General features: G+C 51.8%; 28 protein-coding genes. 15 read left to right on the top strand and 13 right to left on the bottom strand.

What is annotated here, in order from left to right; genetic code table 11:
• Positions 1-39 precede the first annotated feature (39 nt).
• The 6 genes from NDI45_RS08565 to NDI45_RS08540 all read right to left on the bottom strand — a co-directional run bounded on the left by NDI45_RS08565 (position 40) and on the right by NDI45_RS08540 (position 5,997).
• Positions 40-1,302 (bottom strand): SufS family cysteine desulfurase, encoded by a 1,263-nt coding sequence (locus NDI45_RS08565; RefSeq protein ID WP_190790290.1) that lies wholly within the window; start codon positions 1,300-1,302, stop codon positions 40-42.
• 53 nt (positions 1,303-1,355) lie between these two features.
• Positions 1,356-2,711, bottom strand: a complete 1,356-nt coding sequence (gene sufD / locus NDI45_RS08560) for a Fe-S cluster assembly protein SufD (RefSeq protein WP_190790289.1) — start codon at positions 2,709-2,711, stop codon at positions 1,356-1,358.
• Positions 2,712-2,714: 3 nt separating this feature from the next.
• On the bottom strand, positions 2,715-3,497 hold the full coding sequence (gene sufC / locus NDI45_RS08555) for a Fe-S cluster assembly ATPase SufC (RefSeq protein WP_348247049.1): 783 nt from the start codon (positions 3,495-3,497) through the stop codon (positions 2,715-2,717).
• 15 nt (positions 3,498-3,512) lie between these two features.
• Positions 3,513-3,800 (bottom strand): hypothetical protein, encoded by a 288-nt coding sequence (locus tag NDI45_RS08550; protein WP_348247048.1) that lies wholly within the window; start codon positions 3,798-3,800, stop codon positions 3,513-3,515.
• A 306-nt stretch (positions 3,801-4,106) separates the two neighbouring features.
• The gene (sufB, locus tag NDI45_RS08545; protein ID WP_190792973.1) at positions 4,107-5,543 is read right to left on the bottom strand and encodes a Fe-S cluster assembly protein SufB; all 1,437 of its coding nucleotides are present in this window, start codon (positions 5,541-5,543) and stop codon (positions 4,107-4,109) included.
• A 91-nt stretch (positions 5,544-5,634) separates the two neighbouring features.
• Positions 5,635-5,997, bottom strand: coding sequence for a ferredoxin-thioredoxin reductase catalytic domain-containing protein (locus tag NDI45_RS08540; RefSeq protein WP_190792974.1), 363 nt, complete (start codon positions 5,995-5,997; stop codon positions 5,635-5,637).
• Positions 5,998-6,243: 246 nt separating this feature from the next.
• Between NDI45_RS08540 and sufR the strand changes: the two genes are divergently transcribed.
• The 3 genes from sufR (at position 6,244) to NDI45_RS08525 (ending at position 9,503) form a co-directional block, all read left to right on the top strand.
• Positions 6,244-6,894, top strand: coding sequence for an iron-sulfur cluster biosynthesis transcriptional regulator SufR (gene sufR, locus NDI45_RS08535; RefSeq protein WP_348247047.1), 651 nt, complete (start codon positions 6,244-6,246; stop codon positions 6,892-6,894).
• 17 nt (positions 6,895-6,911) lie between these two features.
• The gene (locus tag NDI45_RS08530) at positions 6,912-7,319 is read left to right on the top strand and encodes a hypothetical protein (protein WP_190792976.1); all 408 of its coding nucleotides are present in this window, start codon (positions 6,912-6,914) and stop codon (positions 7,317-7,319) included.
• Between the two features lie 222 nt (positions 7,320-7,541).
• The gene (locus tag NDI45_RS08525) at positions 7,542-9,503 is read left to right on the top strand and encodes a calcium-binding protein (RefSeq protein WP_348247046.1); all 1,962 of its coding nucleotides are present in this window, start codon (positions 7,542-7,544) and stop codon (positions 9,501-9,503) included.
• A gap of 208 nt (positions 9,504-9,711) precedes the next feature.
• Here the strand turns inward: NDI45_RS08525 and NDI45_RS08520 are convergent, their stop codons facing one another.
• From NDI45_RS08520 to NDI45_RS08500, 5 genes are all read right to left on the bottom strand, one after another.
• Positions 9,712-10,239: an NAD(P)H-quinone oxidoreductase subunit J gene (locus NDI45_RS08520; RefSeq protein ID WP_348247045.1), complete on the bottom strand. Its 528-nt coding sequence runs from the start codon at positions 10,237-10,239 to the stop codon at positions 9,712-9,714.
• The gene (locus NDI45_RS08515) at positions 10,232-10,963 is read right to left on the bottom strand and encodes an NADH dehydrogenase subunit K (RefSeq protein ID WP_190792979.1); all 732 of its coding nucleotides are present in this window, start codon (positions 10,961-10,963) and stop codon (positions 10,232-10,234) included. The genes NDI45_RS08520 and NDI45_RS08515 overlap by 8 nt, the downstream gene beginning before the upstream one ends.
• Complete coding sequence (gene ndhC / locus NDI45_RS08510; RefSeq protein WP_190792992.1) at positions 10,954-11,316, bottom strand: photosynthetic/respiratory NAD(P)H-quinone oxidoreductase subunit C; 363 nt, start codon at positions 11,314-11,316, stop codon at positions 10,954-10,956. Before ndhC ends, NDI45_RS08515 begins: the two co-directional genes overlap by 10 nt.
• A gap of 138 nt (positions 11,317-11,454) precedes the next feature.
• Entirely contained in the window at positions 11,455-12,162 is a 708-nt protein-coding gene (gene trmD / locus NDI45_RS08505) for a tRNA (guanosine(37)-N1)-methyltransferase TrmD (protein WP_348247044.1), read from the bottom strand.
• Between the two features lie 86 nt (positions 12,163-12,248).
• The gene (locus NDI45_RS08500) at positions 12,249-13,262 is read right to left on the bottom strand and encodes an NAD(P)H-dependent glycerol-3-phosphate dehydrogenase (RefSeq protein ID WP_190792981.1); all 1,014 of its coding nucleotides are present in this window, start codon (positions 13,260-13,262) and stop codon (positions 12,249-12,251) included.
• Positions 13,263-13,498: 236 nt separating this feature from the next.
• On the opposite strand from NDI45_RS08500, the gene NDI45_RS08495 reads away from it, so the two are divergent.
• Entirely contained in the window at positions 13,499-13,744 is a 246-nt protein-coding gene (locus NDI45_RS08495; protein ID WP_190792982.1) for a hypothetical protein, read from the top strand.
• A 120-nt stretch (positions 13,745-13,864) separates the two neighbouring features.
• Here the strand turns inward: NDI45_RS08495 and NDI45_RS08490 are convergent, their stop codons facing one another.
• Positions 13,865-14,053, bottom strand: coding sequence for a hypothetical protein (locus tag NDI45_RS08490; protein WP_348247043.1), 189 nt, complete (start codon positions 14,051-14,053; stop codon positions 13,865-13,867).
• 160 nt (positions 14,054-14,213) lie between these two features.
• On the opposite strand from NDI45_RS08490, the gene NDI45_RS08485 reads away from it, so the two are divergent.
• From NDI45_RS08485 to NDI45_RS08435, 11 genes are all read left to right on the top strand, one after another.
• Complete coding sequence (locus NDI45_RS08485; protein WP_242067436.1) at positions 14,214-15,155, top strand: ABC transporter ATP-binding protein; 942 nt, start codon at positions 14,214-14,216, stop codon at positions 15,153-15,155.
• 93 nt (positions 15,156-15,248) lie between these two features.
• Positions 15,249-16,124, top strand: a complete 876-nt coding sequence (locus NDI45_RS08480; RefSeq protein WP_190792985.1) for an alpha/beta hydrolase — start codon at positions 15,249-15,251, stop codon at positions 16,122-16,124.
• Between the two features lie 503 nt (positions 16,125-16,627).
• Entirely contained in the window at positions 16,628-17,311 is a 684-nt protein-coding gene (locus tag NDI45_RS08475; protein ID WP_348247042.1) for an FHA domain-containing protein, read from the top strand.
• A gap of 134 nt (positions 17,312-17,445) precedes the next feature.
• Entirely contained in the window at positions 17,446-17,949 is a 504-nt protein-coding gene (locus NDI45_RS08470) for a DNA recombination-mediator protein A (RefSeq protein ID WP_348247041.1), read from the top strand.
• 91 nt (positions 17,950-18,040) lie between these two features.
• Positions 18,041-18,463, top strand: a complete 423-nt coding sequence (locus NDI45_RS08465) for an MAPEG family protein (protein WP_190792988.1) — start codon at positions 18,041-18,043, stop codon at positions 18,461-18,463.
• Between the two features lie 159 nt (positions 18,464-18,622).
• Complete coding sequence (locus NDI45_RS08460) at positions 18,623-19,114, top strand: YajQ family cyclic di-GMP-binding protein (RefSeq protein WP_190792989.1); 492 nt, start codon at positions 18,623-18,625, stop codon at positions 19,112-19,114.
• Between the two features lie 22 nt (positions 19,115-19,136).
• The gene (locus NDI45_RS08455; protein WP_348247040.1) at positions 19,137-19,547 is read left to right on the top strand and encodes a DUF202 domain-containing protein; all 411 of its coding nucleotides are present in this window, start codon (positions 19,137-19,139) and stop codon (positions 19,545-19,547) included.
• Positions 19,548-19,817: 270 nt separating this feature from the next.
• The gene (gene psbV / locus NDI45_RS08450; protein WP_190792991.1) at positions 19,818-20,309 is read left to right on the top strand and encodes a photosystem II cytochrome c-550; all 492 of its coding nucleotides are present in this window, start codon (positions 19,818-19,820) and stop codon (positions 20,307-20,309) included.
• A gap of 143 nt (positions 20,310-20,452) precedes the next feature.
• Positions 20,453-21,016: a photosystem II cytochrome PsbV2 gene (gene psbV2 / locus NDI45_RS08445; protein WP_348247039.1), complete on the top strand. Its 564-nt coding sequence runs from the start codon at positions 20,453-20,455 to the stop codon at positions 21,014-21,016.
• A 68-nt stretch (positions 21,017-21,084) separates the two neighbouring features.
• Positions 21,085-21,468, top strand: a complete 384-nt coding sequence (gene petE, locus NDI45_RS08440; protein WP_190792030.1) for a plastocyanin — start codon at positions 21,085-21,087, stop codon at positions 21,466-21,468.
• A gap of 403 nt (positions 21,469-21,871) precedes the next feature.
• A complete protein-coding gene (locus tag NDI45_RS08435; RefSeq protein WP_348247038.1) occupies positions 21,872-22,597 on the top strand; it encodes a rhomboid family intramembrane serine protease in 726 nt (241 codons plus the stop codon).
• 91 nt (positions 22,598-22,688) lie between these two features.
• Here the strand turns inward: NDI45_RS08435 and cobN are convergent, their stop codons facing one another.
• Positions 22,689-26,555: a cobaltochelatase subunit CobN gene (gene cobN, locus NDI45_RS08430; RefSeq protein ID WP_348247037.1), complete on the bottom strand. Its 3,867-nt coding sequence runs from the start codon at positions 26,553-26,555 to the stop codon at positions 22,689-22,691.
• Positions 26,556-26,703: the final 148 nt, after the last annotated feature.

The raw sequence follows: 26,703 nt of genomic DNA, 5'->3' as shown, positions 1-26,703 counted from the left end.
ACCTTGAGGAAATCCAATTTATCAGAATGCTGGGTGAACTTAGCCGAAGATGCTGCCGAAAAAGTCGATCGCCTCTTTCAGCGACTTGATAAAGGCATCTACTTCAGCTTTAGTGTTGTAGAAGTACAGGCTTGCCCGTGCGGTAGACTGTGCGCCAAGGTGACGGTGAAGCGGCTGTGTGCAGTGGTGCCCGGCACGAATTGCAATGCCTGCCTGATCAAGAATGGTAGACAGATCGTGCGGGTGAACCGAACCCGTAGTGAACGAAGCCAGCGCAGCGCGATTATTTGCCTGAGCATTTGGCTTAGGTCCATAGGTTGTTGCTTCGGGGATCTGACCGATCTGCTGCCACAGGTAGGCGGTCAACTCATGCTCGTAGGACGCAATTCTGTCCATGCCGATCGCCGTGAGGTAATCTACGGCTGCACCCAGCCCGATCGCTTCGGCAATGGCAGGCGTACCCGCCTCGAACTTGTGAGGCAGATCGGCATAGGTGGAATGATCGAGAAATACATCGGCAATCATCTCGCCGCCGCCCAGGAAGGGAGGCATCGATCGCAGAATGTCTAGCTTGCCGTAGAGAAAGCCAATTCCGGTCGGAGCACACATCTTATGCCCGGAAGCCACCAGCCAGTCGCAGCCGATGTCCTGCACATCCAGCCTCATGTGGGGCGCACTCTGGCAGGCATCGATCAGCACCTTGGCGCCGTACTGATGTGCCAACGCCACAATCTCCTTCACAGGAGCAATGCTGCCCAATGTGTTCGAGACGTGAACGACGGATACCAACTTGGTCTTGTCCGAAAGCAGTGATTTGTAGTGATCCAGGTCAAACTCCTGCGTCTCGGTCAGCTCTACAAACTTAAGAACCGCACCCGTCCGCTGTGCCAAAAGCTGCCAGGGAATCAAATTGCTGTGGTGCTCCATCACAGTGAGGATAATCTCGTCGCCGCGCTGAAGATTTGCATTGCCCCAGGCATAAGCGACCAGGTTGATCGCTTCGCTCGCGTTGCGCGTATAGACAATCTCCTGACGCGAAGCTGCATTCACAAACGCCGCTACCTTGTCCCTTGCCCCCTCGTAAGCATCTGTCGCCCGTGCGCTTAAGGTATGCACACCGCGATGCACGTTGGCATTGTCGTTCTCGTAATAGGATCGCAGCGCATCCAGGACGGCGATCGGCTTCTGAGAGGTTGCCGCATTGTCAAGATAAACTAGAGGCTTGTCGTGAACTTTCTGCGACAGGATAGGAAAGTCCGATCGCACGCTAGCAGCTAGGGTTATCTCTTGTGCAAGGGTCATGGCTGGTTCGGGTAAGGATCTGGTGATAGGAAAAGAAGGAGAGAAAAGATAGATTAGCGAATGCCGCAGGGACGGCTGTGATAGTTTTTCGCAAACGCAATCAGGGATTGCTTGAGGGATTCAACGGGAACCCGATCGATCACTTCGTAGGCAAAGGCATAAACTAACAAACGCTCGGCACTTGCCGCATCAATGCCCCGACTCCGCAGATAGAAAATTTCGTCATCGTCAAGCTGGCTGACCGTCGCGCCGTGGGTACACTTCACATTGTCTGCCACGATCTCTAGCTGAGGTTTGGTATCAACTCGCGCTTTGGAAGAGAGCAATAAATTGCGGTTGAGCTGTCCGGCATCGGTCTGCTGTGCTGCCTGCGGTACGAATACCTTACCGTTAAAGACGGCATGTGCCCGGTCATCGACGATACATTTGTGAAGTTGTCGGGTTGTGCCGTAGGGCTGGGTGAGGGCAATCGTGCTGTGGGTATCGCTGAGCTGCTCGCCGCTGATAAAGGTCAGTCCATTCAAATTCGTCTCGGTTTGCTCGCCCGTCTGGTAAATCTCCAGATGATGCCGCGACAGCTTGCCGCCTAGGTCGATCGCATTACAGGTGTAGCGAGCAGTACGTGCCTGGGAAACAGCAGTCTTGCCGATGTGGAATGCGGCTAAACTTTCCCTCTGAATTCTAGTGTGACTGATCTGCGCGTTCTCTGCCAGGAAGATTTCCGTAACGCTATTGGTGAAGGATTGCTCCTCCCCGATCGACACATACTCTTCCACGATCGTCAACTCGCTATTTGGCTCTGCAATCACCAGGACACGAGGCTGAATGAAGGTAGGCGTACTGCGGGTCGTGGAAACAAAGAGTAAGTGAACGGGAGCGTCGATCGCCTGATTTTTCGCGGCTTTAATCACAGCAGCATCGCTGATCCCTGCCGTATTCAGAGCCGTAAACAGTTCTTCTGATCCAGGCTGCTGTCCCAGATAGTTCTGCAACGATTCACGCTGAGTCTCAGACAGTGCCGACAAATTGGTGACGGTCAATCCATTGGAGGGCAGGATTGTCGAAAGCTCCGGCGCATACATTCCGTTGACAAACACCAGCCGAGTGCTTTCTTCTACCAGCGCAAATTGGGTTACAGCATCGACATTGACGGCGGAACGGCGATCGATCTGCTCAAACCGCAGCTTCACCAGTTCCGACAAATCCGTAAACCGCCACTCTTCGTCCTTTGTCGTCGGGAAGGACTGCTCCTGGATAAGGGCTAAAGCACGAGCGCGCAACGATTGCAGCCAGCCGCCTGAAAGAGATTGCTTTGTCAGTTCAATCAAGTGATTGGCAAAATCGAGGCGCTGCTGAGCCGCATTGCTGACCCCAGTTTGTTCTGGCACAGAAGAAACTTGAATACTCATCGATTAAACTCCTGTTGCCGCTTCTTCCAGCACCCAGTCGTAGCCACGCGCTTCGACTTCCAGCGCCAGATCTTTGCCACCTGTGCGAAGAATTTTGCCGATCGCCATGATATGCACGTAGTCTGGCACGATGTAGTTGAGCAATCGCTGATAGTGGGTGATCACCAGCATTGAGTTATCGGGCTTCGAGAGCTGATTGACCCCATCTGCCACAATTCGCAGTGCATCCACGTCAAGACCGGAATCGGTTTCATCCAGAACTGCCAGCGTCGGCTCTAGCAGTGCCATTTGCAGAATTTCGTTGCGCTTCTTTTCACCGCCCGAAAAACCTTCGTTGACGCTGCGATTCAAGAAAGCAGCATCCATTTTTACCAGGCTCAGCCTTTCGCGCACCAGCTCATCAAAGTCAAATGCATCCAGTTCTTCGCCGCCTTCGTGTTTGCGCTTGGAGTTGTACGCCACTCTCAGGAAGTCAAGATTACTGACCCCCGGGATTTCGAGCGGATACTGGAACGCCAGAAATAAGCCCGATCGCGCCCTTTCTTCCGCTTCCACTTCCAGCAAATTCTCGCCCTTATAAAGCACCTCGCCGCCCGTCACTTCATAGGCGGGATGTCCAGCCAGAATCTTAGAAAGCGTACTCTTTCCAGAGCCATTCGGACCCATAATCGCATGGATTTCTCCCGCTCGAATCTCCAGATTCACCCCTTTCAAAATGGGAGTTCCGTCCACTTCTGCGGTCAAATCCCGGACGGTTAAAATGACTTCGCTGTTTTCACTGATCACCGATCGATTTCCTCTCTACGTGCCTATTAAAGATGTCCCTGTGTGGGCCAATAAATTTCCAATCCGCTTCATGATTCTGAATACGTCGTACAGCCCCTTCACTCGATTCGAAATGCCAAACTGATCAGCGATCGCATACTTCAGGCATTCTTCCTGCACAAGCTTGACAAAAGCAAAGGGGCTGCCAGTGGCAATCATGCCAAACAATGGGGTTTTCCGCTGAGGGTTTGCCAGCCTATACGCTAGCAGTTGAGCAAATCCCGCTTCCATCGAAAACGCAACCTTTTTAGACTCGATCGCCATCCCCCAAAAGCCTTCTCGCAGCAGCTGGACATCTAGCTGTTCTCGAATCTTTATTTCCTCAGCTTCAGCACTAATTTCAACCGATTGTTCTGTCCTAAATAGGAAAGGGGGACAGATGAAAATTCGCGAGAAATCGCATCGGACTAAGAATCGAAAGTAGAACAGTTTTTTCGAGCAAAGGCGGAAACTGTCGTAGCTTTCTGTAACCGTCTCACCCTCAGAATCCTTATTTCAAATTCCCCTACCTTCAAGGGATTTCGGGGACAAGCCAGCACCAGTGATACTAACCAATGCTGGCAACTTGACTTAACCCACGCTGTTCTCCAGCTTCAGTGCCAACAGACGATCAGCTTCCACCGCAAACTCCATCGGCAACTGATTAAACACATCTTTGCAGAAGCCGCTAATCATCATCGAGATCGCGTCCTCCAGGGAAATGCCGCGCTGCCGGAAGTAAAACAACTGGTCTTCCCCAATCTTCGAGGTCGAAGCTTCATGCTCTACCTTAGCAGTGTTGTTCTGCACCTGGATGTAGGGGAAGGTATTCGCACCTGCTCGATCGCCAATTAGCATTGAGTCGCACTGGGAGTAGTTACGTGCCCCTTCTGCTTTCGGGCCAATCTTGACTAAGCCGCGATAGCTGTTCTTGGAATAGCCTGCGGAGATGCCCTTAGAGACGATCGTGCTGCGGGTATTCTTGCCGATATGCACCATCTTCGTGCCCGTATCTGCCTGCTGCTTGTGGTTCGTCAGCGCAACGGAGTAGAACTCTCCCACCGAGTTATCGCCCACCAGCACACAGCTCGGATACTTCCAGGTAATGGCAGAACCCGTCTCTACCTGTGTCCAGGAGATTTTAGAGTTCTTGCCCTGGCAAAGACCGCGCTTCGTCACGAAGTTGTAGATACCGCCTTTGCCGTTCTCGTCTCCGGCGTACCAGTTCTGCACTGTGGAATATTTGATTTCGGCATTATCTAGCGCAACCAGTTCAACCACAGCCGCATGAAGCTGATTTGTGTCAAACATGGGAGCAGTGCAGCCTTCTAGATAGCTGACATGGCTGCCTTCTTCAGCGACGATCAGCGTCCGCTCGAACTGACCTGACTCACCGTTGTTGATGCGGAAGTAGGTCGAAAGCTCCATCGGGCAGCGAACACCCTTCGGAATATAGACGAACGAGCCATCGGTAAAGACTGCGGCGTTAAGCGCAGCAAAATAGTTGTCGGCAACCGGAACGACGCTGCCCAGGTACTTCTGCACTAGATCGGGGTAGTCGTGCATTGCCTCGGAAATTGAGCAGAAGATCACGCCCTCTTTGGCAAGCTTCTCGCGGAAGGTGGTGGCGACAGAAACGCTGTCAAAAATCGCGTCTACGGCGACGTTAGAAAGCCGCTTCTGCTCTGAAAGGGGGATACCCAGCTTCTCGAAAGTTTCCAGCAGGATGGGATCGACTTCTTCCAGGCTTTTCTTCTTCTCTTGCTGCTTAGGCGCAGAGTAGTAAATGATACTCTGGTAATCGATCGCCGGATAGCCGACTTCTGCCCAGTTCGGCTCCTTCATTTTGAGCCACTGCCGATACGCCTTGAGGCGAAACTCCAGCATGAACTCCGGCTCATTCTTTTTGGCAGAGATGAGACGAATCACGTCTTCGCTAAGCCCAGGCGGAATCGTGTCGGACTCAATCTCAGTGACGAAGCCGTACTTATAGGGTTGATTAACCAGGGATTGGACGGATGCTGTCATCGGTTGTTCTCTTTCTCTCAGGTTCTCAAGGTGGAGCGGCAATTCAAGATTGAAACTGAAACCGTAGTTCCAGCCGGCTGATTAATGCTGATTAATACTGATCAGTAACTTTGCGAATCTCGTCGATCGAGATCTCCTGCTGCTGTCCGGCGAAATCGTTATCCGGCGTGAGGAACAGCATACAGTGGCATTCTTTGCGTTCACGCATGGGCACACAGGGACAGTTCCAAAAAGCAGCGGCGGCTTCTGCCTCTTTGTCTTCGTAGTGGCGACAGGGACAGAGCGGCGCACCCAGCTCATCTTTGTGTTTGGCTAACCCTTCAATGACCACAGCAGTTACGCCTGGGTCAACACAGAAGTAAGTTCCAGTTCGCTTGGCGTAACTCTCGGAAAAACTCCTCATCAGCTCGAGGTTCTTGTCCGATGCCTGGTTGGGGTTCGCGGTTGTACTCATAGGAAGGGGCGACAGAACAACAGATAGCTTCTATAATTAAAACAACCTCTGAGTTGCTTATCTCTATTGTAAACTACTTTAGCAACAAGAAAGTTGTCAAAGTCAAGCAGGACTTTTTTTACATTTTGTTTCCTTGACATGTTGCTGCCACTCAGGATGTCTTTTGGCAGCTTTGTCTTTGACAATTTGTTTTCGGACAAAAAGTAAATCAGTCCTGACCGATCGCTGAGGATCACGGGGAAACCGATGACAGCCGCGCAGCAACCCTCGACCAAGCAGGATATCCTGCATCATCTATTAAAGCAGGGACAAGCCACTGCTCAAGAATTGGCTGAACATCTTAGCATTAGTCCCCAAGCAATCCGCAAACACCTGAAGGATCTGGAAGATGAAGGACTGATCGAGCATCAGGTAATCCCGGCAGGGATGGGTCGCCCCAACTATCAATATCAGCTCAGCCATAAGGGACGGGATCAGTTGCCCGAGCGCTACGGAGAATTTGCCGTCTCGCTGCTGGATACCCTGGCGGAAACAGTGGGCAAAGAGCAGGTCAGCAAAATTTTGCGGAAACAGTGGGAGCGCAAAGCACTGGAGTATCGCGATCGCGTGGGGCAAGGTTCGCTGCAAGAGCGAGTGGCAAAACTGGTGGAATTGCGGCAGGCAGAAGGCTATATGGCAGAGTGGCACTATGCTCAGCCTGACGAGAAGAATGCTGCTCCCCGCTATGTGATTACCGAGTACAACTGCGCGATTTCTCAAATCGCTGAGTCCTTCCCGAGCGTCTGCGGGCATGAGCTAGAAATGTTTCAGCTTGCGCTGGAGGGTAGCAAAGTCGAGCGAACCCACTGGATCGTCAACGGCGAGCATCGCTGCGGCTATTTAATCCAGGAGAAGTAATTTAAGGAAACGACTTCATGTTTAGTTCCCAGCCAGCCCCGATCGAATTCCTCACCGTCGAAGAAGTCACCGAGGTCGATCGCGCTTTGCTCACCACCCAGGACAAGTTTGTGACGCGGGTGGCACTCTACTCGCTGCGAACGCTGAAGAAAATTACCGAAAGCACAGGACAGTCGGTCGAATCCGTCACGCCTGAACAGATTGAAGACTGGATTGCTCAAGACGACGCGATCCAGGAGGCAGTTGATAGCGACGGCTCGTTTCTCACTTTCTTCTCGCGCATCATGCTATCTTCCCTGAAGCCGCTGCGGCAGATAGCCGCCGAAGCTGGAACGGCGATCGAATCCTTAACCGTTCCCCAGGTGGTGCAGTGGTTTGAGAAAGAGGCAAAGCTTCGCATGAGCCAGGGCAACAATCCTGCTTAGAAATAATTTCACCGTTCCTTTATTCCCCATCGTTTGAACTATAGCCCTCCTTCACCTGAATCGCAGGAGTCGATCGTTAGGATGGTCAAGTAGAGCGGCAAACGGTGTTTTGCTTATCTTCAGAGCTAGAGCTTTGAGGATAGTACTGCTGTTGCAAGTTGCCGTCGGATCGATCAGGATGTACTGCCGCAAGAAGTTGCGAGATGGTATGGGGCAAAAGTAGTGGCTGATTTTTACGGGACACCGGGAGACGACACGCTAGTCGGAACGGCTGAAACAAACAGAATCTTTGGCGAAGCCGGTAACGACAATCTTTCTGGTGCTGATGGGGATGACCAAATTTTCGGCGGACTGGACAACGATCGAATTCAGGGCGATGCGGGCAGGGATGAGCTGTTCGGCGATGCGGGCGATGACACCCTCTCTGGTGGTACAGAAGCCGATGAGCTGTTTGGTGGGGTAGGTAATGATTCGCTGAATGGCGGCGATGGGGATGATTTGCTCTATGGCGAGGTTGGGGACGATTCGCTTTTAGGGGGAGCAGGTAACGACAAGCTGTATGGCGGCAGTGATCAAGGAATCATGGGCGCAGGGGGCAATGATTTTCTCAGCGGCGGCACTGGAGATGATGAGCTGTACGGCGTAGACGGAAACGACACGCTGAACGGGGATGACGGCAATGATTTTCTCAGTGGTGGGTCAGGCGATGACGTGATCACAGGGGGGGCAGGAATCGACACTGCCTTTGGTGGTGAGGGCAATGACAGTATTTCTGGCGGCGATGGTGACGATGAACTGCAAGGCGAAAACGGTAATGATGTGCTTGCTGGCAGTGCAGGAATTGATAAGCTCTATGGCGGCGATGGCAATGATGAACTGAGCGGTGATGCGGGCGCAGACAAGCTCTATGGCGAGAAGGGAAACGATACCTTATCAGCAGGGACGGGCAATGATGAGCTGTACGGCGGCGACGGTCAAGATGTGCTCAATGGCAACGAAGACGACGACTTGCTTTATGGCGATAGCGATAACGACTCGATGTTTGGGCAGTTGGGCAACGATCGCCTGTTGGGTGGCGAGGGCGACGATCGGCTTTCTGGCGATGAAGGAAATGATTTCTTAAACGGCAACTCAGGCAACGATACGCTGGAGGGTGGTTCAGGTAACGATGAACTGTTTGGCAGTGCAGGAGACGACCAGATCCTCGGCGGGGCGGGGCAAGATATGCTGTTTGGTGAGGACGGCAACGATGAGCTGTCTGGGGGAGATGATGGCGACAAGCTGTTCGGCAGCCAGGGCAACGACACGCTCAACGGCGGAAATGGTGATGATGAGCTGTTTGGTGAGTTTGGCAGCGACCTGCTCAACGGGGATGCCGGAAACGACAAGCTGTTTGCAGGTAGTGAAGACGATCGCCTGCTGGGGGGAGAGGGCAACGACGAACTGTTTGGCGAAGGCGGGAACGATCAGCTCGACGGGGGCGCAGGCGACGATCAGCTCTTCGCAGCAGATGGCAATGACCTGCTAAACGCTGGTGCCGGAAACGATCGACTATTCGGCGAACTGGGCGACGATACGCTAAGTGGTGATACAGGCAACGACACAATCTATGCAGGCGAGGGAAACGATTGGCTTAATGGCAACTCTGATAGCGACACGCTTTATGGCGAGGGTAGCAATGATGTGCTGCTGGGAGACATGGGCGATGACCTTCTGTTCGGCGGCTTTGGTGACGATAGCTTAACCGGGGGGCAGGGAGCCGATCGCCTCTCTGGGGATGCGGGCAGCGACATTCTCAATGGCGGTAGGGGCAGAGATTCTTATCTGTTTAATACCGATGCAAAGTTCGATCGGGCAGTTGCAGGAGTGGATCAAATCCAGGGCTTCACGCACCGACAGGACAAAATTGTTCTTGATACCACAACTTTTACCGCACTGAGCAAAGTGTCCCGTCGCCAGTTTATCCAGAAGGGCTTTGAAGTTGTGAATACCGATCGCCAAGCAGCACGGAGTCGGGCGGCGATCGTTTATAACAGCCGCAGCGATCGACTGTTCTATAACGCAAATCGGGGAGCAGCCGGATTTGGCACAGGCGGACATTTTGCCAGGCTGACCGACGCAAATTCATTGAAGAAGGCTAATCACGGACTATTAACTGCTAGCGATTTCACGCTGATTTCCTGAGTGCTAATTCTAGAGGCACCGAGCCTGATCCCATGTTCAAAGTCCTCCTGAATTAGGGAATTTAGAAGGGCTGCAAACCCTAGAACGCTGATAGAACGCAGGCATACAAGGTAGACAGCTCTGGGAGAGGAATTTAGGGTGAGGGCAGCAATAAAAAAGTGGGCGATTAAACCCACTCGATCGTGTTTGAATCTGATTTGAAGGCAGGTTAGTAAGCGTCTTGCAGCTCGTAAAAGTCTGGCGAAATGTAGTCCTTGCGGAGCGGAAAGCCAACCCAGTCCTCTGGCATCAGCAGTCGCTTCAGGTCAGGGTGTCCTTCATAAACAATGCCGTACATGTCGTAGGTTTCCCGTTCCTGCCAGTCTGCGGCTTTCCAGACCCAGTACACTGAGGGCACGCGCGGATCTTCACGGGGGACGAATACCTTGACCCGAATTTCCTCAGGGCGATCGGCATTGTCGCTCAGCTTGGTTAGGTCGTAGACGCTCACCAGCTCACCGCCTGGTCCAGTATCATAGCCGCACTGACAGCGCAGATAGTTGAATCCGTAGGCATATAGCGCAGTGCAAAACGGCAGCAGGAATTCGCGATCGACCCTAACGACTTCAACGCCAGCCCGATCGGGTTCCATTACTTCATGATCGAATCCGTTTTCGGTCAACCAGCGCGAGATTTTCCCGGCTTCAACGATTTGCGTAGTTTGTTCGGTTTGTTCAGTTTGGTTTTCTTCAGCCACGGCTTACTTCCTCCGGTTGAGTTGCTGCTTCAAGCGCAGTCGGAATTGGCATTCCCATTGCTTCCATCAGTTCCTTAGGCGGAGCCTGACGAGTTTCAGCCTGGAGATATTTTCCGGTGTGGATTTCAGATGCAGGCTTCATTTTATGGGAAACGCTGTAAAAGCGGTGCGTTTGAGCAGCCTGCGTCCGATCGGCGAGTCCTTCATTTGCAATCTTTTTCCGCAATTTGACGATCGCATCAATAATTGCCTCAGGGCGGGGCGGGCAACCCGGAATATAAACATCCACCGGAATCAGCTTGTCAACTCCACGGACGGCAGAAGGCGAATCGGTGCTAAACATTCCACCCGTAATCGTGCAGGCTCCCATTGCGATTACATATTTCGGGTCAGGCATCTGCTCATACAGGCGCACCAGAGCCGGAGCCATTTTCATCGTGATTGTGCCTGCGGTGATGATCAAATCTGCCTGACGAGGGCTGGAACGCGGCACCAGACCAAAGCGATCGAAGTCGAAGCGGGAACCGATCAGCGCGGCAAATTCAATAAAGCAGCAAGCTGTGCCGTACAGCATAGGCCACAAACTGGAAAGACGTGCCCAGTTGTGCAGATCCTCAACGGTGGTGAGAATGACGTTTTCAGAAAGAGCTTGGGTGACTTCAGACTGTCCCACCGGGTTGAGCAGTTGGGCAGCCGAATTTTCTGGAGAAGGAATCATGACCATTCGAGGGCTCCTTTGCGCCAGGCATACACGAGAGCAACGACCAGAATTGCAATGAAGATCAGGGCTTCAACAAAGGCGAGGAGTCCGAGCTGACTGAAGGCGACTGCCCAGGGATACAGAAAAACCGTTTCAACATCGAAGATTACGAACACCAGCGCGAACATATAGTAGCGAATGTTGAACTGAATCCAGGCTGCACCGATCGGCTCCATGCCTGATTCGTACGTGGTGCGTCGTTCAACCCCTTTGCGCTTGGGTGCAACGATGTAGGAGGTGCCGATCGCCAGGACGGGTACAAGACCACAGATCAGCAGAAAGCCGAGGAAATATTCGTAGCCGTTGAGGACAAACACGATGATTCTCGCCGCTTTGTTAGGGTAACTCAATTAATGTTACCTGCTTTTTACATTGTAGAAAACGCCGCTAGCGGCGTGGGGCAATCGAAAGCCGTTATGACGTGGATTATGTTTTGTTTAGGGTTTTGTTTCGAACTAGGGATCTGCCCCTTGTTCTTTTTCTGCCTGCCACTTCTCCCAAAGGTCAGGGCGACGATCGCGGGTTCGCTCAATTTGCTGCTGTTTGCGCCACTGGTCGATCGCCTGATGATTCCCCGACAGCAGAACCTCAGGAACCTTCCAGCCGCGAAACTCTGCCGGACGGGTATATTGCGGATAATCGAGCAGCCCGGCTTCAAAGCTTTCCAGCTTTAGTGATTCTTCTTTGCCTACCGTTCCCGGCAATAGGCGAATTACGCCATTGAGTAAAGTGAGGGCAGGAATCTCGCCGCAAGTCAGCACAAAATCCCCGAGCGACACTTCCCGCGTCACTAGATGCAGCACTCGCTCATCCACGCCTTCGTAATGTCCGCAGACAAACACGAGCTGATCACAGTTCGCGGCAAACGACTGAAACATTTTCTGATTCATCGTTTCGCCCTGAGGCGTCAGCAAAATCACCTCTCGTCGGGGCAGCACGGGCAAAGACTCGATCGCCGCAAAAATTGGCTCTGGCTTCATCAGCATTCCCACGCCGCCACCGTAGGGTTCATCATCGACCTTGTGGTGCTTATCGGTCGTAAAATCACGCGGATTCGTTAAATGCACAGACGCAATTTGCTTCGCCAATGCCTTACCCAATAAGCCAGAGCAAAGCGGCGAAGCAAAAAAATCAGGAAAGAGAGTAATGATATCGAAGCGCACAGGGACGATCGAATGAACTGCCTTAAAAAGTGTAGCTTGGGCAACGAGCGGCGAACCGACTCAAAATTCAACTCATAGTTAAACAGTTAAATTGTGCCCTGAATATTGACTGTCTCCGATTTCAAATCGCGTTCCATCAGCGCGACGATCGCCTGCTGAGGTGTGATCTTGCCGTTCAGCAGCAAATACACTTGATAAGACACGGGAACAGCAATTCGTTCGCGATCGGCTAGATCTATCAACACGTTCGCCGTATTCACTCCTTCAGCAGTGCTGTGGATTTCATCCAGAATGTTCGCCAGCGATTTGCCCTGCGCCAGCCCATAGCCCACGCGATAGTTGCGGCTCAGCGCACTCGTACAGGTTGCCAGCAAGTCGCCTAATCCAGATAAACCAAAAAATGTTTCTGGTTTCGCTCCCAGATGTACGCCCACCCGAATTAGCTCTGCCAGTGCCCGCGTAATCAGTGCCGATCGCGCATTTGTGCCCAGCTTCAAACCATCACAAACCCCAGCCGCGATCGCAATGACATTTTTTAGCGTGCCACCCAGTTCAGTCCCTAGCGGATCATCATTGGTGTACACCCGAAAACGATCAGACGAAAAGATAATCTGCACCTGCTGCGCCGCCGATGCATTCTCGCTAGCAACCACTGTTGCGGCAGGCAATCCCTGTTGGATCTCTTCAGACAGATTGGGACCGGAAAGCACGACGATCGAATGATCTGGAAAAGCGGTTTGCCAGAGCTGAGAAGCAGTTTGCCGGGTTGCGGGATCCAAGCCTTTTGTCGCACTCACCAGGACTGCATCGGAAGGCAGGGTAAGAGACTTTAAACGAGCGATCGTCTCTGGAATTCCCTTCATCGAAACTGCGGAGATGATTACCTTTGCCTCTGAGACGGCTTCTGGCAAGCTGAGTTTTCCCTGGCGCGACCAGAGCTGAACCGGATACCCTTTTTGAGCCACCAGCGTTGATAGCGCCCTGCCCCAAACTCCCGCGCCCAGGATAGTGACCTTGACGGTGGAACGGATGCCCTCAGAACTTGAATCTAAGCCAGGGGCGACAACAGAAATGGCAGAAGAAGCAGCTTCATGCTCCATATGAAGTCATTGAAAAATTTACTGAAGTCTCTAAAGAAATGTCTGAAGGTTGGCACTCCATCGCCCTTTGCATCCTACCAGTCTCTTTCCCGAATTCCATCGGATGTCTGACAAAAGAATGGACAAAACGATAAGCCAACCCGAGTAAAGATATAAAACATTCCACAATCCGCCGCTAAAATTTTGTAGCATTGAATACAGAAGTTTTATTGCATGGTTGAATCGGGGGCAATTTTATGAATCCCAATCTGGAATGTGCGATCGCTGAAATTCCCCTTTCTCTCTATCATCAGCCTAATTTCCCCACAGATTTTGCGCCTTCAACCTGGGTGCGGCTGACGAAATCCTTGAGTCTGTTTAGCCACGATGAGGCAATGCTGCTTTGTCAGGCTTCAGCTGAGGAGTGGGTTGCCTGGGTTCCTGACTTTGGCGAAGTGGTACTGCATTTGAGCGAGTTTTATCTGCCCTCAGACTGCAATTAAGTCGGTAGACAAAATTAGAGCATGCGTGAGTGCTGTGGTTGGTTATTCGTCCCTGGCATCGGCTGCTTGTAGTGGACTGTTTATAGTCGGCTGCTTGGAAACGATGGGCTAATCGGCTACTTACAAAGGACGAACAGGAAATGACAAAAATGACAAATAACAGTCTGGAGTTAGCAACGCAGACATATCCAGCGGAGCCGGAACCATCTCGCCACGAAAATCGAGGAACTGCACCAGCAACAAATAGGCAATGCTGATCATTAGAGCAATTACGCCCGTAATAATGGCAACAAGCTTCGATCGATCCATACTGCCCTCACTGGATTCTCAATATTTCTTGACCTGGGTATGCTCTAGACTGACATAAAAGCGGGCAAAATAGGGGCAACCTCAGGAGAGATGCCGCAATAATCCCATGTCTGTTGTTTTTGAATCGACTGTTCAACCTACTGAATCTGCATTCAGCGAGATGGATCGTTCTGCTGTTGTCGAAACGATCGCCCTCAGAAAGGTTTATCGCACCGGGTTCTGGCTGAATCAAAAGGTGGTGACGCTGCAAGACTGTTCGCTACAGGTCTTTCGGGGCGAAACCTTTGGGCTGCTGGGGCAAAACGGCGCGGGCAAAACCACGCTGCTAAAAACGCTGCTGGGCATTATTCGTCCGACTTCGGGCACGGGGCAACTGCTGGGCAAACCGCTGGGCGATCGATCCGCCAAGCAGCGCGTTGGCTATTTGCCGGAAAACGCTTACTTTTATGACTATCTAACCGGATGGGAATTTCTGGAATATGCGGCGGGTCTGTTTCGCATTCCTAAATCCGTGCAGCGTCAGCGCATTCCACAACTGCTCGATCTAGTGGGCTTGGCGCAGTCCTCAGCGCGAAAAAAACAGTTGCGCCATTATTCCAAGGGAATGTTGCAGCGGGTCGGGATGGCGCAGGCGTTAATTAATGATCCAGAAGTGGTGTTTCTGGATGAGCCAATGTCAGGACTCGATCCGCTGGGACGCTATCAGATTCGTGAAATTATTCTTTCTCTCAAGTCGCAGGGAAAAACCATCTTCTTTAACAGTCATATTCTCTCGGATGTGGAGAAAATTTGCGATCGAGTTGCGATTCTGGCACGAGGGGAACTGCTCTGTATCGGTTCACTTCAGGAGCTGCTCGGAAACGCCGATCTATACCAGGTTCGGGTGCGCGACGGCAATCCAGAAATTCTGCGGCAGTGGTTGCCCGATGTCGAACTGGTCGAAGGCAATTGGCTGGGACACCTACGCGGCGACCCACAGGATTTTTTGGCGAGCCTGAAGCTGATGCAGGCAGATCTGATCAGCATGAATCTGGCGCGTCCTTCGCTGGAAGAATTCTTTGTGCAGCAGCTTCGCAAACGCGGAATTTACACCAGTCAGTAGAAATCGGGATGTATCTGTAGACACAAGTTTTTCGTGCTAGCGTATCTATAGATACCAATTACATACCAATTCTTCAGGTCAAATTCTCCTCCTATGACTGCGATCGAATCAGGATGGCAGCACGCTTTTGTCGAGACTAATAATATTCGCCTTCACTGTGTGACGCAGGGCGAAGGAGATCTGGTAATTCTGCTGCACGGGTTTCCAGAGTTCTGGTATTCCTGGCGGCATCAGATTCCGGCACTGGCAAAACACTTTAAGGTTGTCGTGCCTGATCTGCGCGGCTGCAATGACTCTGATAAGCCAGCGACCGGATACGATCTCGATACGCTGACGGCTGATATTCGTGGCTTGATTGAAAACCTTGGCTATCGCAGTGCTCATGTGGTCGGACATAGCTGGGGCGGCACGATCGCCTGGCATTTTGCCCATCGCTTTCCCAATTTGACGCAACGACTAGCGGTACTCAATGCACCTCATCCCCAGCGGTTTGTGCAGGAATTGGTTGGCAATGCCGATCAAATTCGCCGAAGCTGGTATCTGCTGGCACTGCAAATTCCCACGCTGCCCGAATGGTTTATTCGCTCTAATCTGAAGTCGATTGTCAAAAACCTGTTTCAGGGTCAGGCGGTGCGTAAGAGCGCGTTTACCAGCCAGGATACCGATCTCTACCAGGCTGCGCTGGAAAAACCCGGTGCGCTGACAGCCGTTTTGAATCACTATCGTCACCTGTTTTCGCCGCAAACCTGGTGGAATCAATGGAGCCATGCCCCAACCCCGATTTCTGCTCCAACCCTGATTTTGTGGGGTGAAGATGATTTCCTGTTTAGTGAAAAGCTGACCGAAGGCATTGAACGGCTGGTGACGGCTCCAATCAAGCTTAAGTTTCTCTCGCACTGTGGGCACTGGATTCAGCAGGAAGCCCCACAAACCGTAAACCGCGAACTGCTCGATTTTCTTCAGGAATGATTAACCCCTTCGGGGAACTGCGAAGCAACCGCTCCAGCTTCAGCAAGCTTGCCAGGATAAGGCGTTTGCCGGAAAGAATAAGGCTTGAGCGGTTCAGGCAGATTGGTGCAGCTTGCTCGCCCTGCGCCTGGATTTCTTCATAAATTCGTTACTATTATTAACGTCCAGTAATTTCGCGGTTCTGAATCGATCGCTGAAACTCCTAATCTAGAAAAATGGGTAATCTAAGGCAATGGGTGAATATCATCTGCTGCAATCTATCAGGTTTCAAGCTTTGCAGCACTTCTCACTGGAGTCAGTTTTTACTAGAGTTAAGTGAAGGCTGTCAGTGTGCTGCAATTGTGCTGAATCTAGTATTTTGCTGATCCGCGATTTGTCTTCGTCTGTTCCTTAAGGCAAAGCGACCAATCCGCAAATCGGCATTCTGTTTAGCTGCTGATTCTCTTAATTCGCAAAATCTCTGGCTTTTTTCCATTCTATTCATTCATATTACCTGTCACGCTATGGTCAGCTCACATCAATGGATGTCCTATAGCTCCGAGTTTATGGACACTTATGAGGATAGTGATTTACAGCAAAAGTTAGGGCTGTATCAGGTGTTTTGCAGGCTGTATGAATACCGCCGAGAACTGCTAGACGATATTCTTAGTCTTGAAACGAGCAGAGCTTTGGGAAGTGTAAAGCTGCCCTACGTTCAAGGAGTAGTGCTGGGTCAGCCGCATCTTGTGACCAATCTTCTGGGCAAAACCCAAGCCCTGCTTCAGCCCGAACATCAGTGGCGAATTGGTCGGAGTCCCCAGCAGTCGGCAATTCCAATTGCTGATCGGCAGCTTTCTCGTGCTCATGCGGCGATCGAGTATGTGGCGCAGAAGGGCTTTTACTTAACCGATCTAGGCAGCAGAAATGGAACATTTGTCAACGGTGAACCAATTCGTCAGCCTGTTCTTCTCAATGATGGCGATCGGGTCCGTTTAGGCAGTATTAGCTTTATCTTTTTTCTGTGTGCGTCTGCTGAAGTTCTCACGTCTGATATCTCTTCATCACAACAGCCTGCTTCGATCGCCCACAGCGCGTTTTCGGTTACAAATTCGACGCCGCTGGTAAGGGCAGTTCAAGCTGAATCGGAGTGTTCGCCAAGCAGTAATCCACTGGAGGAAACTTTTACTTTTAGGCGATCGTCGGGCTAACCAAAAAGCAAACCTGGCTGATTCAGGAGGCTGGTCTAAGCCTGTGGCTTTTGACTGGGTTTCTGTAGTTGTCCTAATTTTGAAAATTACTGACACCTGCTAGAATATCGAGGTTGTTTGTCAAGATACGTCTTTTGAGTCAATCTATCGATATTCCTAAAGTTGATGAATTCTTGCAGGAGCTAGCTGCGATTCAGCAAACTGGCTCAAAGCGGATTGCATTACTCGGCTCTCGCCACGTTCCGATTACCCATCAAAACCTGATTGAGTTAATGAGCTATGCTCTGGTGCTATCAGGGAATCATCTCCTCACCTCAGGGGCAACAGGAACAAACTCTGCTGCAATTCGGGGGGCAATGCGAGCCGACCCTAATCTGCTAACGGTTATTCTGCCGCAGAGCCTAGATAAGCAGCCGCGTGAATCGCGAGAACAGCTAGAGCAGGTGATTCATCTCGTCGCGAACCCTGTTAACGATCATCTCCCGCTTGGCGAGGCGAGTGCGATTTGTAATCAGGAAATTATTTCGCGCTGTCAGCAGTTAATTTGCTTTGCGTTTCACGACAGTCATACACTGCTAAAAACGTGCAGCGATGCGGAAGAACAGCGCAAACTGGTGACGCTTTTCTATTTTGACTAAGCCGCTTTGAGTGAAAGCAGTTCTGGTGAAAGTAGAACGAAGTCTCACTTCCCTCACTATAGAAAAAATAACTATCCTTTGATTCGAGCTTATGCCTGTGCTGCAAGCCCTGCCTGTGCGATATACGCTTTTGCTTTGCATTGCGATCACCGCTGTCCTCATCTATGTGCCGTTTTTGGTGGTTGCCTATGGGCGAGTGCAGGCAGGTTTCGATATGGCAAATCCGCGTGCCTTGTTTGATAAGCTGCCGAACTATGCGAAACGGGCGACTTGGGCACATGAGAATTCGTTTGAGTCATTTATGCTGTTTGCGGCGGGGGCACTGATGGCAGTCGTGACTCAGGTAGAATCGGTCTGGGCAACCGGGGCCGCAATCAGCTATGTGGTGGCTCGATCGCTCTACTCGCCGTTTTACATTTTAAATGTGCCGATTCTGCGATCGCTGATGTTTGGCGTCGGAACGCTGGCAATCGCAACGCTGATGGGGCTGAGCTTGCAGCAGGCTGCGCCTTAGGGCTGAGTTGGCAGAGCGATCGGTAGACTCAGCAAATTTATGAATTAGACTTAAGTTTTGGAATGGCTCGACCAAATCTCTGCTAAGCCAAAATTCGGCAAGAAGTCGTTGCCTAAATTATTTTGCTCAGATTGTGGTTTTTTATTGTTCTTTTGACTCATGGCTTCTACGTATTCCTTTGATGTAGTAAGTGATTTCGATCGCCAGGAACTCGTGAACGCGGTCGATCAAACCAAACGAGAAATCGATACTCGCTACGACTTAAAAGACACGAAAACGACGCTAGAGCTGGGTGCAGAGTCGATCGTGGTGAATACCGACAGCGACTTTACCCTGCAAGCCGTTCACACGATTCTGCATACGAAAGCAGCGAAGCGGAATTTGTCGCTGAAAATTTTTGACTACGGCAAGGTGGAATCTGCTGGAGGAAACCGGGTGAAGCAGGAAATCAAACTGCGGAAAGGCATTAGCTCTGAGCTGACCAAGCAGATTTCTAAGCTGATTCGAGATGAGTTTAAGAAAGTGCAGCCGTCGATTCAGGGCGATGCGGTGCGAGTCACCGCCAAAGCAAAAGACGATCTGCAAGAAGTAATTCAGCGGCTTAAGCAGGAAGATTATCCGGTAGCGCTACAGTTCACGAACTATCGCTAATCTGTCCTAATAGTAGGAATTTGTGAGTCAACCATTCCGCGTCGATCGTCAGCGTGAGCATCAGGCAAACGAGCGTACTTTTCTTGCCTGGGTTCGGACTTCGATCGCCTTGATTAGTTTTGGATTAGCGATCGCCCGCTTTGGGCTATTCTTGCGCGAGCTTCACGAGGGCGTAACTCAAACTACACTGCCGCGTAATCCCATTAGCTCCCAAACGATTGGACTAGTGCTGGTGCTGGCAGGCATGGTGATGATTGTGCTGGCAGCATGGAGCTATAACCGGACATTTCGCCAGATCGAGCGGGGTAACTATCAGCCCAATCGCTGGATTATCTGGATTACAACCCTGGTGATGCTGCTCATTGGCGGACTACAGCTTGCCCTTTGTGCTGTGGCAGCCCCCTGCAAGCGGAGGAGCCGGACAGGAATCTAAAACATCCTACGGAGTGCGATCGAAAAGCAACTCTATTTTTCGGAGGTAAATCTTCCAGCAGCAGATGGATGAAAGTCTATCGTCATCAGTCTTTGGGAAAGCGTCAAACAGTGGCATGATATTGAATGAGCTAGCTCAATCCTGATCGGTCGGCGCAGAGCAAGCGTTAGGGTTTGTGGCTTCCCGTGTATGGACTTGAAGCAGATTGAGTCTCGCTGTGTTGAACTTTTATCAAACCCGATAACGAAGGACGCACTCTTAAGGAGAACCATGTTTAAAAGATACATCTGGGTTGTTGCAGTGACGGTCTTCCTGGCTTTTCAACTGTTTGTCGGAGGCGCAACTGCGGCTGAACTGGATAAAGCAACCCGTACCATTTCCCTAAATGACCAGGGCGATACAAAGACCCTGAGCCTGGAGCAAGTCTCTGAAGGCAAGCGGTTGTTTAACTATGCCTGTGGTCAGTGCCATGTGGGTGGCGTAACCAAGACTGACCCCAACGTTGGACTTGACCCAGAATCCCTTGCGCTGGCGAATCCTCGTCGGGACAATCTAGAGGCACTGGTGGACTATATGCACAACCCCACGACCTACGATGGGCAGTCTGACATCTCTGAGATTCACCCCAGCACGAAGAGCACGGACATCTTTCCAAAGATGCGAAATCTGACCGAAGATGACCTGGTTGCGATCGCTGGACATATTCTGCTTCAGCCAAAAGTAGTTGGCGAGAAGTGGGGCGGCGGCAAAATCTATTACTAAACTGTTTTTTTAAGCACTCTCTGAATGAGAGGAGTTTTGGGGTCGGGCATTGCCTGCCCCTTGTTTTTTGGATTTTTGCCAGTGCGTTGCGCTGCACTTTATTAAAGAAAAGGGTTGAGGGCTAATTCCCAGGAGGACGTTCCGTGTTTTGTCAGGTTTTTGGTCGAGTGGCTCAAATCAGGCGAATTCTTCGCGGTTGGCAAACTTGCCTGAGTGCGTTTGGCATGACGATCGCTTTACTCCACATCGTATTTGCCATCGTATTCGCTGCTTTCCTGGGTTCTCCACCGGCAGAAGCGGCAGGAATTGATGCCTATGTGCTGCGCTATCTGGATGCCAAAGAACCGATCGCCCTCCCTAATAATGCTGAGGGAAATCGCCGCGAGTTTTCGGCAGAGCAGTTGTCAGCGGGCAAGCGTTTTTTTGAGGAGAACTGCAAAAACTGTCATGTGGGCGGTGCAACTTTGCCTGACCCGACCGTGCCGCTGACGCTGGAGGCGCTGAAGGGAGCAATGCCACCACGGGACAACATTGAGAGTCTGGTTGCTTTTCTGCGGCAGCCGATGACTTATGACGGCAGTGAGGAAAGCCTGTATTGTCGCGAGGTTCCAGAGTCGTGGCTTTCGACCAAGCAGACCGAGGATTTAGCAGCATTTTTGCTTCGAGCGGCTCAAAAAGCTCCAGGCTGGGGCAATTTATCGTTATGAACGGTGATCTTTCAAGATAAAATTTGAGTGATAAGACTGAGTTCAACTTAAACCTCCAGAGGTTACTCATGAAACTGTTTTCCTTTGTTTCGCGGAGTTTAAGTCTCACCCTTTGTTCGATCGCGTTGGTTGTTTGCACGTTTCTGCTGGCTGTCTCGCCTGCTTCTGCTGAAACCTACACGGTCAAAATGGGTGCTGACAATGGAATGCTGGCATTTCAGCCTTCTACCCTGACCATCAAAGCGGGTGACACCGTGAAATGGCAGAATAACAAGTTGCCTCCGCATAACGTGGTGTTTGAAGATAAGGCACAGGCGGCTAAGTCGCACGACCAGCTCATGTTCTCTCCGGGCGAATCCTATGAAGTCACCTTTGACGAGCCCGGAACCTACAAATACTATTGCGCTCCTCACCGGGGTGCAGGTATGGCTGGCACGGTCGTGGTTGAGTAAATAGCTGCCAGATTGAGTGATGCCCCTTGTTTGGGCTGCTTTATCTGCATTTTCTGCTTGATACTCTCCGATCGGCTTATCGTTTGGTTCTTTGCTCTCTGAGTTTAGAAATCTGGACACCTGCGAAGACAAGGAATTTGGCTGCTACTGTCGGGGCATCTGTCTCACATCAGCTAGGTTCCTTGTCTTGTATTTTTTGGCTTTATTTTGATCTCTGTCGCCCGTTAAAGCTCATTATTGAAGCTTATTTATTTGAGAAATTTAAAGCTCATGCTTAGGATTCGCGGTAAGGAGAAGCCAGGAATTTCCTTTGGTGAAACCTATCGTGAGTCAGACGCAAGGGAGCGATCGATCGCGGTATGCTCTGCTTGCACAAAATATATCCTTACTAAGAGCAACTGCTGTGGTTCCCCTTCGTGATGAAAATCCGGTTCGCGTTACCCCATACGTGACCTATGGGCTGATTGCCCTCAATATTTTGATCTTTCTATACGAAATTAGTTTACCTGGACCTGTGTTGGAGGGCTTTTTCCGCACTTGGGCAGTGGTTCCGGTTCAGTTTTCGGCAGCGTTGCAGGGCAACCCCCAGATTTCGCTGCTGCAAGAGATTACGACCCTGTTTAGCTCCCAGTTTTTGCACGCGGGACTGCTGCATGTCGGCGGTAATATGCTTTACCTCTGGGTGTTTGGCAACAACGTCGAAGACCAGATGGGGCATACGCGGTTCCTGATCTTTTACTTGCTGTGTGGGGCACTGGCCGCTTTAGCGCAGTGGTATTTCTCAGCCGGATCGGATGTGCCGTCGCTGGGGGCGAGTGGGGCGATCGCCGGAGTCATGGGCGCCTATATTTTGCGGTTCCCGCAGGTGCGAATTCTGACGCTGGTGCCGATTTTCCTGTTTATTACCACCTTCCGCATTCCGGCAATTCTGTTCCTGGGTTTTTGGTTTGTGCAGCAGGCTCTTTATGGGGTAGCAAGTCTGGACGCTCCATCAATGGTCGGCATGCAAGGGGGCGGCGTGGCGTACTGGGCACACGCAGGCGGTTTTGTGTTTGGTGCAGTTCTGGGTCCGATTTTTGGACTGTTTTCTAGACCTGCGGCTCCTGGAGTCAATACGCCGAATGTTTAGGGTTGAAGAGTAACAAAGCTTTTTACATTGCTTCCTAAATCCCCAGATCCTGGGGGACTTTGAAACCAGTTCTGTAGGGTGGCAATTGAACTCAGAAACCTGTTGAACTCAGAGCTTCGATCGTCCCTTCTGTTTCATGGACCAGCGATCGAAGCTGTTCTAATGTTTTGGAATCAGCCTCCTGCCAGAGCCCGCGTTGGTTGGCTTCGAGTAACCGTTCTGCCATATCACGCAGTGCCCAGGGATTTTTTTGCTGAATAAAAGCCTGCACGGTCGGGTCAAATAAGTACGCCTCGGCAATGCCCTGATACATATAGTCCTGGACGCAATGCGCCGTTGCATCATAGGCAAACAAATAATCGACCGTGGCTGCCATTTCAAACGCGCCTTTATAGCCGTGCCGCATCACGCCCGCGATCCATTTGGGATTAACGACCCGCGATCGATAGACTCTGGCAATTTCGGCTTCCAGACGACGCACTTTCGGATTTTCGGGCAGGGCATGATCGCCAAAATAAACGGTCGGATTGCTGCCTGATAGGGTTCGCACTGCTGCCGTCAGGCCCCCCTGAAACTGATAATAGTCATCGGAATCGAGCAGATCGTGTTCGCGGTTGTCTTGGTTGTGCAGCACGATTTGCATCTGACGGAGTCGCTGCTCAAACGCTTCGGGCGCAAAGCTTTCAGTTTTTCCGGTGTAGGCGTAGCTGCTCCAGTTCAGGTAAGCCTGCGCCAGGTCACGATCGTCCGTCCAGTTTTGGGCATCGATTAAGCCTTGCAGTCCGGCTCCATAAGCTCCCGGTTTTGAGCCAAAGATGCGGTAGTGAGCGCGATCGATCGCCTGTTCCATCGAAAGTCCGGTTTGCAACCCGTTTTGAGCGTCCTGCTGAACCTGGGCAGCAAGCGGATTTTGCTCTGGGGATTCCTCCAGGGCTGCGACAGCAACGATCGCCTGCTGAAACAGATCAATTAGATTCGGGAAGGCATCGCGGAAAAAGCCAGAGATCCGCAGCGTTACATCCACTCTGGGACGACCTAGCACCGACAGCGGCAAAATCTCGAAATCAATCACACGCCCTGAAGCTCCTTCCCAGACCGGCTGTACGCCTAGCAACGCCAATGCTTCGGCAAAGTCATCGCCCCCGGTTCGCATTGTGGACGTGCCCCAGATCGAGAGAGCCAGCGTGCGCGGATATTCGCCCTGTTCCTGGGTGTATTGCTCGATTAGCGTTTCTGCTGCTTTGCGTCCCACATCCCAAGCCGTCATGGTGGGAATGGCGCGAATATCGACCGAGTAGAAATTGCGTCCGGTGGGCAACACTTCAGGACGCCCGCGTGTCGGTGCGCCCGATGCTCCGCTCGGCACATAGCCGCCCGATAGCCCATGGAGCAGATGCGTGATTTCGCGATCGGTTTGTTTCAGGGCAGGCAGCAGAGTTTTGGTAATCCAGTGCAGTTCTGTTTGCGTGGCGGGCAGATTGGCGGAAATGGGGACGGATTGTAATAGAGATTCGATCAACGCTGCCGCCGCTGTTTCCAGAGCTTCGATCGCATCGCCGATGGTGCGCCACTCGCAAGAATTTTGGCGTTGCTGAATCGGGGGATGAATCGTTGAGTTAGACAGCGTTGAGCATCCCCCTGAAGGGCTTAATGCTAGTGGACTTTGATGATTAAGAGATTCTATTAAAATTGCTGGATCTGCCGTGAGCGGATCAAAGGGTAGCTCCCAATCCTGAGCAATGGCACGAGTCAGTCCAATTCGATCGCGTCCGGGATGGCGGGCGATCGACACAATCAAATCCCGCAGCTGTCGCCCTTGAGGACAACTGCCGAAAATATGCAGCCCGTCGCGAATTTGCGCTTCTTTAAGTTCGCAGAGGTAGCCGTCGATTCGGGTGAGGAGTTCGGTGAAACGATCGTCAGCAGAGGGGGTTTGAGTGCCCAATCGCAGTGCGAGATCCCGGTCTAAATTTGTCTGGTCGATCAGCGTGAGAATTCGATCGCGGATCAGCGATAAACGGGACGGATCGAGGCTTTGCGCTTCGTAATATTCATCCATCAGCGTTTCAAGCTGTTGAAGCCCGCCATAAAGTTCAGCGCGGGTCAGGGGCGGGGTGAGGTGATCGAGAATGACAGCTTGCGATCGGCGTTTTGCTTGAGCACCTTCGCCCGGATCATTCACGATAAACGGATACAGGTGGGGCATCGCGCCAAACACTGCTTCAGGATAGCAGGAGGCAGAAAGAGCCGTTCCCTTGCCCGGAAGCCATTCGAGATTGCCGTGCTTACCTACATGAACGATCGCCTGTGCGCCAAACTGCTGACGCAGCCACTCATAAAAGGCGAGATAGGCGTGGGGCGGCTCTAGGTCGGGGGCGTGATAGTTGAGCGATGGCTCCAGATCATAGCCTCTGGCAGGCTGCACTCCGACAAAGACTTTACCCAACTGCACTCCAGCGATCGGAAAGGCGGTTTCGGGGGAATTCGGGGAATCTGTTAGACCCCGTTGAGACAGTTCCGCCGTAGGACAATTCCAGCGATCGGTGATGCCTTGCTGTACAGGATGCGGCAGCGATTGAAAAAAGCGATTGTATTGGGGCAGGGTTAGGGATTGGCGCACTGGACGCAGGAGTTGTCCCTCTGGGTCGTTCGTTACCGTTTGGGTCAACAGCGCGATCAGCTCGTCCCCAGATTGGGGTAGATTTTCAACCCAGTAGCCCTGCTGCTGGAGAGCTTTGAGGATTTCAACGCAGCTTTGAGGCGTGTCCAGCCCAACGCCATTGGCCAGTCTGCCATCGCGGGTGGGATAGTTTGCCAGGATTAACGCGATACGGCGATCGATTACAGGGGTTTGGCGTAAACGCACCCAATTCATTGCCAGGTCTGCCACAAACTGAATGCGATCGGCTAGCGGCTGATAGCCCACCACATCGGTTTCCAGGATGGGATGGCGTGCCTCAACCGCTTTAAATGACACGGCACGAGTAATAATCCGCCCATCGACTTCAGGCAGAGCCACATTCATCGCCATATCGCGAGGAGAGAGTCCGCGAGTTTGCTCGATCCACTGGGCCTGTGTGCCGCTGCTGAGAATTACCTGCAACACCGGGACATCAAGACACTGCCATAGCTCAACCTTAGGCGTTTCGGCTTCCAGACGAGCAAGGGAAAAGCTTGTTGCATTCAGCAAAACCTGAATCGGGCACTGGTCCTGAAACCAGTTCAGTAGCTCTGCCTGCACCTCGCCATCCCGCAGCGAAGAAACAAACAGGGGCACAGGTTCTAAACCTCGATCGCTTAACGCCTGACAAAGCGCATCGATCGGGGCAATGTTGCCTGCGAGATAATGGGCACGATAAAAGAGAATTCCGGCTTTTGGGGCATCCAGGGCAAGGGGCTGAGGCAGCGGAAAAGGATAGCGTCCGACTCGCGGAATCGATCGCGGCAGGTCGGGCTGATAATCGGTCTGGCAAGCAGTATCCGCCAGAAATTTGAGCGCGTTGACCATATTTTCTACGCCGCCTTCGGTGAAGTATCGCCAGAGTCGATCGACCGCCACCAGCGAAGCCGTTGAATGGCTGCACAGCTCTGGGTCGGGTTTATCATCCCCAGGCAGCACAAACAGCATGGCTCCTGTTTCCTGTACTGTTTGCTTGACCACCTCCAGCCCATAAGACCAGTACGATCGTCCCCCCAGCAAGCGCAGCACGATCGCCTTTGCCTGAGACAAGACCTGTTCTGCATAGGTGTCGATCGTCAAATGCTGCTGAAGCTGAAGCAGATTCACTGCCCGAATTGCCGGAAACCCTTCGGAAAGCTGAGAAGTTGCCGCAGCAAGCACCTGAATATCGGTATCAGCCGCGGTCAGGTACACGAGTGGCGCAGGCGACTGCTCGATAAAAATAACTCCTTCCGTCTCTGGAGTCCAGCCTCCTGGCTGAGTTGCCAAACGGTGCATACAAAGCCCTTCAACTTTTTTGTGAACAAACTTTTCTAATCTGCTTTTCTGAATTGCCCGATTGCTCGATCTATTCCTCGCCTACGTGCTGCTCGTAGCGGGATATGAAGTGGCATTACTATTTCTAAAAAGTCCCTATTCTTTTAGT

It is taken from the genome of Leptolyngbya sp. GB1-A1, assembly GCF_039962475.1.
Classification (GTDB): domain Bacteria; phylum Cyanobacteriota; class Cyanobacteriia; order Elainellales; family Elainellaceae; genus Leptolyngbya_A.
The sequence above is the reverse complement of the archived record's forward strand: the minus strand, read 5'-3'. Positions and strand labels throughout refer to the sequence as shown.